This window comes from Chryseobacterium rhizosphaerae (genome assembly GCF_003385455.1).
GTDB classification, from domain to species: Bacteria; Bacteroidota; Bacteroidia; order Flavobacteriales; family Weeksellaceae; genus Chryseobacterium; species Chryseobacterium rhizosphaerae.
In genome coordinates this window covers 1-13,026 of the sequence record NZ_QNUF01000020.1, presented here as the reverse complement: position 1 = coordinate 13,026, position 13,026 = coordinate 1, and the positions used below count along the sequence as shown (strand labels likewise).

General features: G+C 35.3%; 14 protein-coding genes. 11 read left to right on the top strand and 3 right to left on the bottom strand.

Annotation, left to right across the window (positions count from 1 at the left end; translation table 11 throughout):
- Positions 1 to 50 precede the first annotated feature (50 nt).
- The 3 genes from DRF57_RS15810 (at position 51) to DRF57_RS15800 (ending at position 5,200) form a co-directional block, all read left to right on the top strand.
- Entirely contained in the window at positions 51 to 1,337 is a 1,287-nt protein-coding gene (locus DRF57_RS15810; protein WP_047491490.1) for a citrate synthase, read from the top strand.
- A 547-nt stretch (positions 1,338 to 1,884) separates the two neighbouring features.
- Complete coding sequence (locus DRF57_RS15805; RefSeq protein WP_115919566.1) at positions 1,885 to 2,946, top strand: helix-turn-helix domain-containing protein; 1,062 nt, start codon at positions 1,885 to 1,887, stop codon at positions 2,944 to 2,946.
- A 79-nt stretch (positions 2,947 to 3,025) separates the two neighbouring features.
- Positions 3,026 to 5,200, top strand: coding sequence for a TonB-dependent receptor domain-containing protein (locus DRF57_RS15800; protein WP_115919564.1), 2,175 nt, complete (start codon positions 3,026 to 3,028; stop codon positions 5,198 to 5,200).
- A 37-nt stretch (positions 5,201 to 5,237) separates the two neighbouring features.
- Here DRF57_RS15800 and DRF57_RS23675 read toward each other — a convergent pair whose 3' ends face one another.
- Positions 5,238 to 5,402 (bottom strand): hypothetical protein, encoded by a 165-nt coding sequence (locus DRF57_RS23675; RefSeq protein WP_157969904.1) that lies wholly within the window; start codon positions 5,400 to 5,402, stop codon positions 5,238 to 5,240.
- Positions 5,403 to 5,716: 314 nt separating this feature from the next.
- Here DRF57_RS23675 and DRF57_RS15795 point away from each other — a divergent pair, with 314 nt between their 5' ends.
- The 3 genes from DRF57_RS15795 (at position 5,717) to ctlX (ending at position 8,089) form a co-directional block, all read left to right on the top strand.
- Positions 5,717 to 6,631, top strand: coding sequence for a dimethylarginine dimethylaminohydrolase family protein (locus DRF57_RS15795; RefSeq protein WP_047491500.1), 915 nt, complete (start codon positions 5,717 to 5,719; stop codon positions 6,629 to 6,631).
- 71 nt (positions 6,632 to 6,702) lie between these two features.
- Complete coding sequence (locus tag DRF57_RS15790) at positions 6,703 to 7,107, top strand: four helix bundle protein (protein WP_115919562.1); 405 nt, start codon at positions 6,703 to 6,705, stop codon at positions 7,105 to 7,107.
- A gap of 58 nt (positions 7,108 to 7,165) precedes the next feature.
- Positions 7,166 to 8,089 (top strand): citrulline utilization hydrolase CtlX, encoded by a 924-nt coding sequence (ctlX, locus tag DRF57_RS15785; RefSeq protein WP_047491507.1) that lies wholly within the window; start codon positions 7,166 to 7,168, stop codon positions 8,087 to 8,089.
- Positions 8,090 to 8,315: 226 nt separating this feature from the next.
- Here ctlX and DRF57_RS15775 read toward each other — a convergent pair whose 3' ends face one another.
- A complete protein-coding gene (locus tag DRF57_RS15775; protein ID WP_115919560.1) occupies positions 8,316 to 9,524 on the bottom strand; it encodes an NUMOD4 domain-containing protein in 1,209 nt (402 codons plus the stop codon).
- Between the two features lie 406 nt (positions 9,525 to 9,930).
- On the opposite strand from DRF57_RS15775, the gene DRF57_RS15770 reads away from it, so the two are divergent.
- From DRF57_RS15770 to DRF57_RS15760, 3 genes are read left to right on the top strand one after another with little or no spacing between them, the layout of a single operon-like run.
- On the top strand, positions 9,931 to 10,203 hold the full coding sequence (locus DRF57_RS15770; RefSeq protein WP_115919558.1) for a hypothetical protein: 273 nt from the start codon (positions 9,931 to 9,933) through the stop codon (positions 10,201 to 10,203).
- A complete protein-coding gene (locus DRF57_RS15765) occupies positions 10,133 to 10,663 on the top strand; it encodes a hypothetical protein (RefSeq protein ID WP_123863334.1) in 531 nt (176 codons plus the stop codon). Before DRF57_RS15770 ends, DRF57_RS15765 begins: the two co-directional genes overlap by 71 nt.
- Positions 10,660 to 10,917 (top strand): hypothetical protein, encoded by a 258-nt coding sequence (locus tag DRF57_RS15760; protein ID WP_115919554.1) that lies wholly within the window; start codon positions 10,660 to 10,662, stop codon positions 10,915 to 10,917. Before DRF57_RS15765 ends, DRF57_RS15760 begins: the two co-directional genes overlap by 4 nt.
- Here the strand turns inward: DRF57_RS15760 and DRF57_RS15755 are convergent.
- Positions 10,914 to 11,396 (bottom strand): helix-turn-helix domain-containing protein, encoded by a 483-nt coding sequence (locus DRF57_RS15755; protein ID WP_115919552.1) that lies wholly within the window; start codon positions 11,394 to 11,396, stop codon positions 10,914 to 10,916. The genes DRF57_RS15760 and DRF57_RS15755 overlap by 4 nt on opposite strands.
- A gap of 404 nt (positions 11,397 to 11,800) precedes the next feature.
- On the opposite strand from DRF57_RS15755, the gene DRF57_RS15750 reads away from it, so the two are divergent.
- Together DRF57_RS15750 and DRF57_RS15745 are read left to right on the top strand one after the other, a co-directional pair.
- Entirely contained in the window at positions 11,801 to 12,259 is a 459-nt protein-coding gene (locus tag DRF57_RS15750) for a hypothetical protein (RefSeq protein WP_241508031.1), read from the top strand.
- Between the two features lie 4 nt (positions 12,260 to 12,263).
- Positions 12,264 to 13,026 (top strand): SpvB/TcaC N-terminal domain-containing protein (locus DRF57_RS15745; protein WP_317126109.1); only part of this gene is annotated, 763 nt, incomplete at its 3' end.

The following is a 13,026-nucleotide window of genomic DNA, read 5'->3' as shown; positions in this document are numbered from 1 at the left end:
GTTTGCCGTATTTTATGGAAAGTGGTATATTTAAAAAAAATAAATAAATAATGTCAGACAACAAAGTAATATTGAATTACGACGGTAATTCATATGAATATCCTATCGTGGATAGTACTATCGGAGACAGAGGGATTGATATTTCAAAATTAAGAGACCAGACAGGTTTAATCACTCTGGATTTAGGTTACAAAAATACAGGAGCTACTATTAGCGACATCACTTACTTAGACGGAGATAAAGGAGAATTATTCTACAGAGGTTATCCAATCGAGCAGATTGCTGAGAAATCTAACTTCACAGAAGTAATGTACCTTTTATTACATGGAGAATTACCTACTCAGGATCAATTTACTTCTTTCGACAACAATATTAAAAAATATAACTTCATCGCAGATGAGATGAAAAAGATCATTGATGTTTTTCCTCGTTCTGCTCACCCTATGGGAGTTCTTTCTTCTATGACGTCTGCATTGACTGCTTTTAACCCTAAAGCTGTTAACGTAAACTCTAAAGAAGAAATGGATCACGCTGCTGAGTTGATGATTGCTAAATTCTCTCACCTTTGTGCGTGGACTTACAGAAAAACTCAAGGTTTACCATTAAACCACGGTGATAACAACCTAAGCTATGTAGAGAACTTCTACAAAATGGCATTCAGATTACCAAACGCTGATTTCGAAATCGATCCGGTAGTAGTTAATGCATTAGATAAATTATTAATCCTTCACGCTGACCACGAACAAAACTGCTCTACTTCTACAGTAAGAATGGTAGGTTCTGCACATACAGGTCTTTTCGCTTCTATCTCTGCTGGAGTATCTGCACTTTGGGGACCTCTTCACGGGGGTGCTAACCAGGCAGTAATCGAAATGCTTGAGCTGATCGAGAAAGATGGTGGTGACGTATCTAAATATGTGGCTAAAGCTAAAGATAAAAATGATAACTTCCGTCTAATGGGCTTCGGACACAGAGTTTACAAAAACTTCGACCCAAGAGCGAAAATCATTAAAAAAGCAGCTGACGATATCCTTACTGCACTTGGTATCCAGGACAAAGCTCTTGACATTGCTATGCAGTTAGAAAGAGTAGCCCTTGAGGACGAGTACTTCATTGAAAGAAAATTATATCCAAACGTAGACTTCTACTCAGGTATTATCTACAGAGCATTAGGAATTCCTACAGAAATGTTTACAGTAATGTTTGCATTAGGAAGACTTCCGGGATGGATTTCTCAATGGAAAGAGATGAGACTGAAAGGAGATCCAATCGGAAGACCAAGACAGGTTTACCAAGGAGCTCAGGAAAGAAACTACATCGATATTGCAAGCAGATAATCTTTCATTTTATCATAACAAAATCCCAAAGTACGCTTTGGGATTTTTTGTTTTTCAGGATCAGAAGCTATTTCCCGCTATCCACTCATACTCCTCACGCCAATACCCTGCCATCCCAAAATCCTCAGGCTTTCCAGCTTGTGTTGCGGGGTAACCGTTACTATCGGGGCTAGGAGTATAGGAGTGGGTAGTGAGTGATCAGTAATGAATACAACTATTCTCATTATGACCCTTAGCCGTTGTTTACAGTATATCTTTGCCAACCCAAGGATCCAAATAATGTTTTATCCACAACGCTTATTATTCAATAGGAAAGGGCTTTAGCCCGTTTGGAAATAAACAAAAATTCCATGGGCTTTAGCCAAAACCTAAAAAATATTTATCTATTTGAATTTCAATTCAATAATTTATTAAATTTACTTTTGCAGAATACAGGTTTTGACTCAAGCCAAATGAATAAACTTTATGACGTAAAACAAACTAAAAATTTGTTTCTATGGGTGCCTTCGTAACGTATTTCTGCTAGAAAAATAAAAATTAGTAAATCATGACCTTAGGACAACAGTTGTTATTTTTTTTCAGTGCAGTAGGAGCTTTCAATGGGCTTTTGCTGGGAATTTATCTGTTGTTTGTCAAAAAACTGAAATATGTACCCGATTTTTTCCTGGGGCTGCTGCTGCTGATGTTAAGTATAAGAGTGGGGGTGTCAGTAGGTATGTATTTCTATCCGGAAATACCGAGGATTATTCCACATTTGGGGTTCTCAGCATTGTTTTTTACAGGTCCGGCTTTATTTTATTACATTAAATCTTCTTTTCAGCAGGAAGACTTTGATTGGAGAAGCTGCCGACGGATGTTTGGAATATTAACCCTTATTTTAGGAACTGTTGGACTGCTTTATTTATTTTTTCCGGTTACCTGGGATCATTATTTTGGAACTTTTATTTATACAGTCTGGTCGGTATTCGTATTTCTTGCCGTATACCAGTATTATATATTTTCAAAGCAGAATATTAAAATTGCCAATAAATTTGTTCTTACTGTACTCCTCAGTAATGTAATTATCTTTTTGACATATCAGCTGATCTCTACAGGTTGGGTGGCGATCTACTGTGCAGGGGGAAGCTTGGTATTCTCATTTGTATTGTATGCTAATTTTCTGATTTTCTTCAACAAAAAATATCAGCAGGTTACCACGAAAGAGCCTAATAAATATTCTAATAAGAAAATCTCTGGAGAACGGGCGGACAGTTTTGTTTCAAAGCTGGAACGATTGATGAAGTCAGAAGAACTGTATAAGAATCCAAATCTGAAATTAAGTGATCTCGCTTCCAGAATGAATATGTCTGCCCATCAGCTTTCTCAGTTGCTGAATGATAATTTGGGTAAAAGTTTTTCAACATACATCAATGAATACAGAATTGATGAAGCCTGTGAAAAAATTGAAAACGGTTCCTGTTTAAAGATTGAAGAGATAGGATACGAGGTGGGATTCAATTCCAAGTCTACATTTTTTTCTACATTTAAGAGATTTAAAAATACAACACCTCTTTTGTACAAACAACTGCAAACTCCCGCAGAATCTAAGTTTCAGAGTTCAAATTTATAATTTCGTACTGCGGAATTTAAACTTTAAAACCCTATTCTTACCTTAAGCCGATACTTTTGATTCATAAAATTTAAAATTTATGATGATTAAATTAGGGCTGTGCATGTTGCTTTTGTTGTTGTCAACTTTTGGGAAAGCTCAGGATGTTTTAAAAAGAAAAGTTTCAGATTCTCTTATCGATGACAAATCTGAAACAACAGCGATTTCAGAAGTGATTATTCAGTCTGCTTCACGTAGTATCAAGTTGAATGATGGAAATGTGGTGATGGCTGTTTCCGGTAATAAAGATTTTAGAACATCAACGAACCTTTTTGAAGTCCTTAGAAAAACCCCTGGAGTTGCCATAGACCAGGAGGGTGGGATTTTTATCGGGGGAAGAGTGACTCCGGCAATATTTATTGATGGAAAACCTGTGGTGATGACTAATCAGGAGCTACAGGCATATTTACGGTCTTTGCCGCCAGAAATGGTGGAGTCTCTAGAAGTGAATTCCAATCCTTCTTCAAAGTATGATGCAGAATTTAAGGGGATTATTGATATTAAACTAAAAAAGAATACCAACCTTGGTTGGAAAGGAAGCTATAATGGAAATCTCTATATAAACAAATTCAGTACCCGGGAGAATTCTCTGAATTTAACATATAATACAGGAAAGGTTGCTTATAGTGTACAGGCAGGATACAATGATGGAATTTCGACATATCGTTATCACGCACTGCAGCGGCTTGCCAATACGAATGTTATGCGAACCAAAACCTATCAGGAAGATAGGGGAGCCGTTTATAGTATCCAAACCGGAGTAGATTTCAGAGTGAATGATAAAAACCGGGTGAGTATAAATCTAAGAGGTAACTTCCGGGAAAATGATCGTATCCGTTCAGGATCTCTATATACAACTGACAAAAGTGAAACGAAACTTGTTTCCCATACCGAAAGTGAAAATCCTATTTCTTATTCGCAGGATAATTATGGGATGACGGCTAATTATTCTTTCCAGAATAAAGGATTTAAAATTGACTTTTTGGGTAATTATCTCTCCGTTAAAAACAAACAACAGGACGATTTTATCAATAGAAATAAAGGATCATCAGCATTATTATCCTACTGGAAATCTGATCTTTTTAATAAAATTAGCATTTATACGGGCCAAATTGATGCTTCCCAAAAGATTGGAAGCGCAGATATGGAAGTAGGAATTAAATACAGCCAGTCAGATACTCATAATAATATCAGGTATGATACCTTATCAGCTGCAGGACAGTTTGTATTTGATCCGGCAAGAAGCAATATATTTTCCTATAAAGAGAAAATATGGGCAGGTTATCTAGCGTACAGGCAAAAGTTGGGAAAACTTCAGATCAATGCAGGAATAAGATTTGAAAATACAAACAGTATTTCCAATGCCATTACCGTAGACTCTCTGGTTTCAAGAAATTATCTGGAATGGCTACCCTCTTTCAGTGCAAGTTATACCATTAATCCATCTAACGAGCTGTCTTTCTCCTACAGCAGGAAAATAACCAGGCCTGTTTTTTCACAGCTTAACCCCTTCCGGTTTTATTTTAGTCCGTTGAATTACTGGATAGGAAACCCTTATCTGCTACCTTCTTTTACCAGCCAGATCAAAGCTACTTATCGCTACAAGAACTGGATTACAAGTTTTACCCTGGGAAAAGAAAAAGATGTAATGACCCGTTATCCAATCTATAATCCTGAAACGAATGTGCTGGAGTATCTGGGAACCAATCTTCCTTACCGAAAATTTGCCGTTCTGGAAACCAGTTTCCCCCTGAAAATCAAGAAATGGTGGACTGTAACCAGCCAGTTTGCAGGATATTATAATTATGAATTCAGACCTTATCTTGACGATGTTTTTGCATTGAAAATTTGTAATTACGAAATCAGGTTAAACCAGGTTTTCACTCTGCCAAAAGGATATACTATTAATCTGTTTGCGAATTATGAATCTAAAAGCGGGAACAGCCTTTACATCATCAAACCGCGTTATACGGTAGATCTTTCAGTACAGAAGTTTTGGTTGGATAATAAGCTGAATACTAAAATTGGGTATAATAATATTTTTGATTCATATGACCAACGCCTGGAATTCCGGCATAAACAGATTATGGATAATCGTTTAGGTCATTGGTGGGACAGCAGCCGGTTCTTTCTTTCATTAAGCTATAATTTCGGTAGCTCAAAATATCAGGCTAAAGAAATTCAGAAGACCGAAGAGGAGAACAGGACAAGATAAAAGAAAACCTGCTTGAAAAAGCAGGTTCTTAATTTATTTATGGGCACTGACATCTGTCACATGTCCAGATATAGCATACTCCATTTTCATCCCACTCACAGCATCTTCTGCCAGTTGAGATAGGAGCTCCTCCCATAACGGATTTCTGTTGATCTCTCCCTAATTTTCGTGCATTTTTCAGCATTGGATTGTTCTTGTTCATGATTTTGTTGTTTTGATGTTAAATAGTTAAGTTTTAGTTATAATTTCGCGAAAATTATATCACTAAAGTATGAAAATATTCTATAATAATGCTATTTTTTTTTATCCTTATGTAGATGGAATATAGTAGGTTGTAGATCATGGATGATAGAAAATTTTGATTTTATTCCGGAAAATGGGGCGAAATATTAAGAAGGAAGTGAAAATTCCAGGTGGAGTTATTGTATAAATAAATTCAAAATTGCCGGATAAAATAATGCAAAAGTTTTGCAGGTAGAGTCCTTTACTTATATTTGTAGTATTGCATAAATCTTTATGAGACTAAACATTAAAAACGAAACGGGAAGGCTGAAGTCAGTAGTTCTAGGCCAGCCTAATTCTTTGGGACCAGTTCCCACATTAGAAGAAAGTTATGACGCCAAGTCATATTACTCAATCGAACACAATATCTATCCTAAAGAGGTGGATATTATCAATGAAATGAATGCTTTTGAGGCAGTATTAAAGAAATATGATGTTGAGGTGCTTCGCCCTAGCATTATCAAAGATTACAATCAGGTTTTTTCACGAGATGTAGCCTTTGTCATTGATGATAAAATGATTATTTCCAATGTGATTGCTGACAGAGCGGATGAACAGGAAGCATATAAGAGCGTTTTTGAAAAGGTAGCCTGGAGAAAAATTATCAATCTTCCGGAAACAGCACATATTGAAGGTGGTGATGTAATTGTCTGGAATGATTTTCTTTTTATAGGAACTTGTTTCAGCGAAGATTACAGAAATTATAAAACGGCAAGAACGAACGAATATGCCATAGAAATTTTAAAAGAATATTTTCCAAAGAAAAGAATCATTGATCTCGAATTGAAGAAAAATGATAAAGTTCCATTTGAAGGAATTCTGCATTTAGACTGTACCTTTAACCCCATTGGAGAAGACAAATGTATCATCTATAAAAACGGATTTGTAGACGAAAGCGATTACCGCTTAATCATCGATATTTTTGGAGAAGAAAACTGTTTCCATATTAATGACGATGAGATGTTTGAAATGTTCCCGAATATTTTCTCTATTTCACCGGAAATTGTAGTGTCTGATAAGGCTTTTACCAGAATGAATAACCATTTGAGAAATGAATGGGGAATGACCGTAGAAGAAATACCTTACAGAGAGATCTCTAAAATGGGTGGTTTATTGAGATGTTCTACTATGCCTCTTGTGAGAGAGTAATTGAATGGGAAAGTAGTAGAGTAGGAGCATTGGAGTGTTTAAGTGAATTATTAATCTTAAATAATCAAATTATGTCAACGATTAAATTTCACCAGGATTTGAAGGTTTTTAAAAAGTCTTTTGATATGGCACAGCAAATTTATGACCTCTCAAAATCTTTCCCAAAAGAAGAACTCTATTCCCTTACGGATCAGATCAGAAGATCATCAAGATCCGTTTCAGCCAATATTAGTGAGGCTTGGGGAAAAAGAAAATATGAAAGATCCTTTATTGCTAAACTCACAGATTCTGAAGGGGAGGCAAGGGAAACCCAAACATGGCTTCAGTTTGCTTTGGCTTGTGAGTATATCAATACTGAAGAGTTTGGAAAATTAAATAATGAGTATAATCAAATTATTGGAATGTTAGTTATTATGATGGGGCAATCAGAAAAATGGTGTTCATTCTCTTCGCTCGATACAGAACAGAAAGATTGAAAAATATGACTGATAACTCACAAACCCTCATACACTAACACCCTCAAACTTAAAAGAAATGCAGACAACAGATACCGTATTAATGATAGAGCCGATCGCATTCGGTTATAACGCAGAAACTGCGAAAAACAATTATTTCCAGGTTGAGCAGACAGGAGCTGATATTCAGTCTAAGGCTTTGGCTGAATTCAATACTTTTGTCGGAAAACTGAGAAACAAAGGAATCAATGTGATCTCCATAAAAGATACCCTGGATCCTCATACACCGGATTCTATATTCCCTAATAACTGGGTGAGCTTCCATAAGGACGGGAAAGTGGTTTTATACCCCATGTTCGCGTCCAACAGACGGGTGGAAAGAAGAGAAGATATTATTGAAAGCATCAAGGATCAAGGATTTGATGTTGCTGAAATTGATGACTGGTCATTTTCTGAAACTCAGGGACATTTTCTGGAGGGAACAGGAAGTATGATTTTCGATCATGATAACAAAATTGCTTACGGATCTGTTTCTCTAAGATTGGATGAACAGCTATTCAGAGATTTCTGTGCAAAATATGGTTTCACACCGATTGTTTTTCATTCTTATCAAACAGTAGGTACAGAAAGACTTCCTATTTATCACACCAATGTAATGATGTGTGTGGCAGATAAGTTTGTGGTAATCTGTCTCGATTGTATTGATGATGAGCTGGAAAGAGAAAAAGTAATTGAAACGATCAAAAATTCCGGAAAAGAGATTGTAGAAATTTCTGAGGAACAAATGCAGCAGTTTGCAGGAAATATGCTTCAGGTTCAAAATAAAGATGGAGAAAAGTTCCTGGTAATGAGCCAGACAGCTTATCAGTCTTTGAGTCCTGAGCAGGTAGCAGCCATTGAAAAATATTGTGAAATTATCTATTCAGATCTTACTACTATTGAAGTAAATGGTGGTGGAAGTGCAAGATGTATGCTTGCTGAAGTATTTCTGCCAAAAAAATAATATATTTACGAAAAAAATTAATTGAAACCATTATCAAGTAAAGGTTTACATATTCTTCTGACTTTGGAAACAGAGTCAGAAGATTTGTTATTAGGCTGTTCCATACATCTGGGGAAAGGTCACGCGATTAGACATGATGTATGATAAACTTAGGAAAGGGTTGAATGTGAAAAAATCAATAGGTAAAAGGGTTCTGGGAAATTTTGAGCCCCTAGAGTCCCAAAAATTATCCTTGTTTCTTTTTTGGTCTTATCTTGTTCTTTCCTTTGAGTACAGAACTCAAAGAACACAAAGACAGCTTTGACAGCTCAATATTCCACATAGGTTGGCTTTGGTTATTAATTACAATCGTTTTATCATTCAAATCAAATGGCTTCACAAAACAATAATAAAGCAGTCGGTTAAGAGTTATTTGAACCCCCTTCTTATCATTCCTTAGGGAGACAGAGAAGCGAACTATATCTTTATTATTAGGTTTAACTTCAAACTTAAGCCTCATAATCTGCTCACCCATGTACGTTTTACTTTTCCCAACGATCCATCCGCTCAATCGCTTAACCCTCCCTTTGTTCGAAACAAGATAAGTTTTTTCAAAATCGGGGACAGGCTTCCAGTTTTCACCGGGAAAATCATTAAGTGAGAGGTTCATGCAGGCAGGCGGATTATTTTCGTCAATTAATGGTTTGCCCAGCCTCATCCAAAGGTTGATATTAAGAACATCATTTGTCCTTGCTGATCTTGTTCTGTTTTTTGAAGTAAATATAAAATCTTCCTTTTCAGGCTGATACTCTTTATAAAACCATCGGAATCCACCTGCTGTAAAATTTTTTCTTTGTAATACATACAGAATACCGCCACTAGCAATACCGAGCGCTTTATCAGCAGCATAAATGCTATTAAAAGAAGCTACAAAATCACCATTAATAGTGTATTGGCTTATAGGTTGCTGATAATCACTCTTCCAGCTTCTGGCTCTGTTTTTCCTGAACATTTTATAGCGTTGTTCACTAATGGAAAGCAGCTCCAGATTGCTATAATGAAGGTGGAAGCTATTGCTGTCTTTATAAGAAATAACAACAGACTTATTATCCATATCATACTTTTCTATAAAATGATAATACACCAAACGGGCTATCGACTTCCGGTATTTTACCCCTTCCGATGATAATGAACAAAAAGTATTGTAATAACTTCGCTCAAGATATTTATTAGAATACTTCGTAAAAAACAGCTCCATAACCTTTTCCGGTTCCTCACGCCTGCTGCGTGGTGTGACTGTAATGCGTTTTAGACTCTTCACTCTTCCGTAATTAGAGATTTCATAATTCTCAAAACCTTCAATTAGCTTCCATTCTTCATTCGGAAGGTTATTTAAGGAATTATTGTAAATCACCTCTTTCAGATATTGATCTTCTATTTCTTTGGGAAGTTTCATAAGAGCATGAATTTAATAAATGCGTTAATCGGGTTATATGTTTTTTTGAATAATGTTTAACCGGAATAATTATTAAGTACTATTTTTTCCTTTTGTTCTTCTTCCTTTGTTGAAGACGAATCATTGTTTTTTTTGTGACCTTGTCCAATCTCGGTTTCTCTATAACTAAACCAATATCAATATTACAATATTTTCATAAAAATACAAAAATATAAACGAGGAAAGATAGAAGCAAATGCGCAGAATCCTTTTATTACGACTCTGATCGTGAGGTCTTCATATTTATTTTCACATAATTTTGAATTATTATTTGTTTATTTTAAAACTTTTTATAAATTTGATATTCACAGTAAGGAGATATATAATGATTTTTGTAACTTTACGATTATCCAAAAAATTGTATATAATGAAAATCAAAACAATAAAAATAGCTCTAGCGTCAATACTATTTCTTAGTGTAGTTTCTTGTGTAAGAGAAGATGATGAGATAAATAGCAAAAAAGAGGAAATGACTCTCTCTAATAAAGAAATTATAAAAAAGAAAAGTACAGCCAAGAACATAAATCCTACTGAACAACTGGAAAGTGATTCTTTAAAAGCACAAAGTGATGGAGCAGCAATTAATCAACAAGAGACAGACACTGTCGATCCAACAAAACCAAAAGACAAACCTTGGTAAAGTTATTATCGAATACTTTGCCTCTTTTCTTGTTTTGTTAGCAGCAGTAATGCCATTCGCTAATAATCTTGCAGGCTATTTTATTGATACAAGTATTACATTTCCAAATGTTACTGGAAAAAGTACACTTGATTTAGATGATGTTCTATTTTTTTTATCCTGGCCGGTTACATTAAGTCTTTTATTTGTAGGTTTAAATTTTGGAGCACGTTTGTTTCCTAAAATTGCCGTAATAATATCTTTACTTATCCAGTATATTTTACTAATTCAATTTATATTTTTTGACAAAAATCATTTTAATATAGGTGGACTTATTGGGTCAATTTTAACTTTTGCTCTGTTCGCTTGGGGACTCTATAGATTATTTATTTATTATCAAAAAATTTTAATTGTTGATAGATTTAAAGATACTACTCTAGAAAGATTCTCTACAATTCTTAAGAAAAATTCTAACCTATGAACCACTTTGATGATTTCAAAATTCTTAACGCCCTAAGCGAGCAGTTATGCGAGGATCATTGTAACAAATTGGTTCTCGATAGAGAATTCATGAATAAAATGGACGACATCAGAATTAAAATGCAGGAAGCACTTAAAGGGCAATTAAATGATTTAGATGGCTTTGCAAAAAGTTTAGGATATGTCATTATTAGAACCCCAAATCCTACTCTAGTTTCATGTAAAGGAAAAAAATTCAAGATTAATAGAAATTAATGTGTTGTTAATTTTAAATCTTTTACAATTTCAAGAATCTGCCTAGTCATTTCTTGTTGAATTTCAAGAGATTTTTCTAGTTCCAAAATTTTATCTCTCATAAATATAATATACTTGTCTTGGTGAGCATCCTTACTGACTAAACCATGAATGGTTCTATTTACCTTTTTGATATCATCTCCTGATTTATTTTCATCCATAAAGTATTCTAACCACAACTTATACAAAACATTCAATTTCTCTTCAATAGGAAGCTCATTATATGGGCCTTCTTTCTTTTGTTCTAAATCTTGTTTTAATTGTTCATATTGCGAATATTCGGTGTAGTTCTTAAAATATACTTCTACAATTTTAGGGATAGCATTGATGTCTCCTTCCCAGTTCTGAATTGTTCGCATTGATACCCCTAAATTATGAGCTAATTGAGTTTGTGTTAATTTAATAGCTTTCCGCTTTTGCTTTAAAGTTTTACCATTCATAATCAAGTGATTATAATTTAAATGCGAATATTCGGTGTATAAATATTGTAAATATGAATATTCGGTGTATATTTGTATAACAAAACAGTATCAATTGTTTTACAAATGTAAAGAAATAAAAATGAAAACAAAATCAAGAATACCACAATTAATTAGCATTAAAGGAATGCAAGCATTCTTTCAATATTAAACAATTGGTGATAAATACGACAGGTTCTGGCGCCATGCTACTGTAGCTTTGCTTTAGTTACGAAACTGAAACACAAAAATTTAAAACCATATTTTTATGAAAACACTCTTTTTATCAGGGTAGAACATTCTACCGTAAAAACCCCATATGAAAATGGTATTTTCCCTGTAGTGGGAATTAAAAATAGCTTTTATATTCACAAAAAAATCAACAAATGAAAAAAATCTATTTAAGCGCATCCCTCTTATGCGCATCTCTGGGACTATCGTATGCCCAGGTAACAGAAGTTTACTTTAAGTATGACGAGGCCGGGAATCAACGGTACCGGGGTCCTGACTCTGCAGCCAAACAGGCTTCTGAACAATCCAAAACGTCTTCTTTAGCGGGATCACAGCTGATGGATGAAAAAACATTCTGGGAACAAATCCGTTTGTATCCTGTTCCGGTCAGCGATGTTCTAACGATCGACTGGACAGAAAAAGCAGACGGACTCATAGAATCCGTCTCTTTATACCAGCATAGTACGGTACACTGGAAATTCCAGCAACAGAATTTACCTGACCTTAACAGGCAGCTGAAGATTAATATGACAGGCTATGACTGGGGCGTATATGTACTGCGCTTTACGCTAAAGGACGGAAGAGCTTTCAGTAAAAACATCACTAAAAGATAATGCTATGAAAAAATATTATCATAAGAAACTCCAATTATTTTCATCCTTTGTATTATCTTTTATTTCCGTATTCTGTTTTTCACAGACAGGACCGAATTTTCACGATACCAAAGGGGATATCGAGGTTACCAAAGGCGGACAGTTACAATTTACTTTACCTATTGATGTTCCACCGGGTATAAAAAACGTGTCCCCCCAGGTGAGTTTGGTTTACAACAGTGGATCTGGAAATGGTATTGCCGGATATGGATGGAACATCTCCGGAACAACGAGTATCACAAGAATTGCAAAGAATATAGAGAATGCCGAAGAAGTAAAGGGAGTCCAGCTGAACTACTCAGATTATTACAGCTATAACGGCCAGAGGTTGATTTTAAAATCCGGAGAATATGGCAGGGATGGTGGAGAATATGTGACGGAGAAGTATTCTAATATCAAGATTAAATCTGTAGGAGCTGCTGCCGGATGGTATGGTCCGGAATATTGGGAAGTAACTTTCGAGGATGGTTCCCAGGCATGGTATGGCCGTGGTGCAGATGCCAGAATTCCAACTGAGTATAATATAAGTGAATGGAAAGATCCACAGGGAAATTACATTTCATACAGTTATATCCAGGGAACCCGTGTTGCCATGATCAGCAGCATAAGCTGGGGTGGCAACAAGGATGTGAATACACCTCATATGAACACCATACAGTTTGTTTATAACGAAAGGGAACTGAAAGAGGAATCTTACATACAAGATCTCAAATCTTACCAAAGCAAAA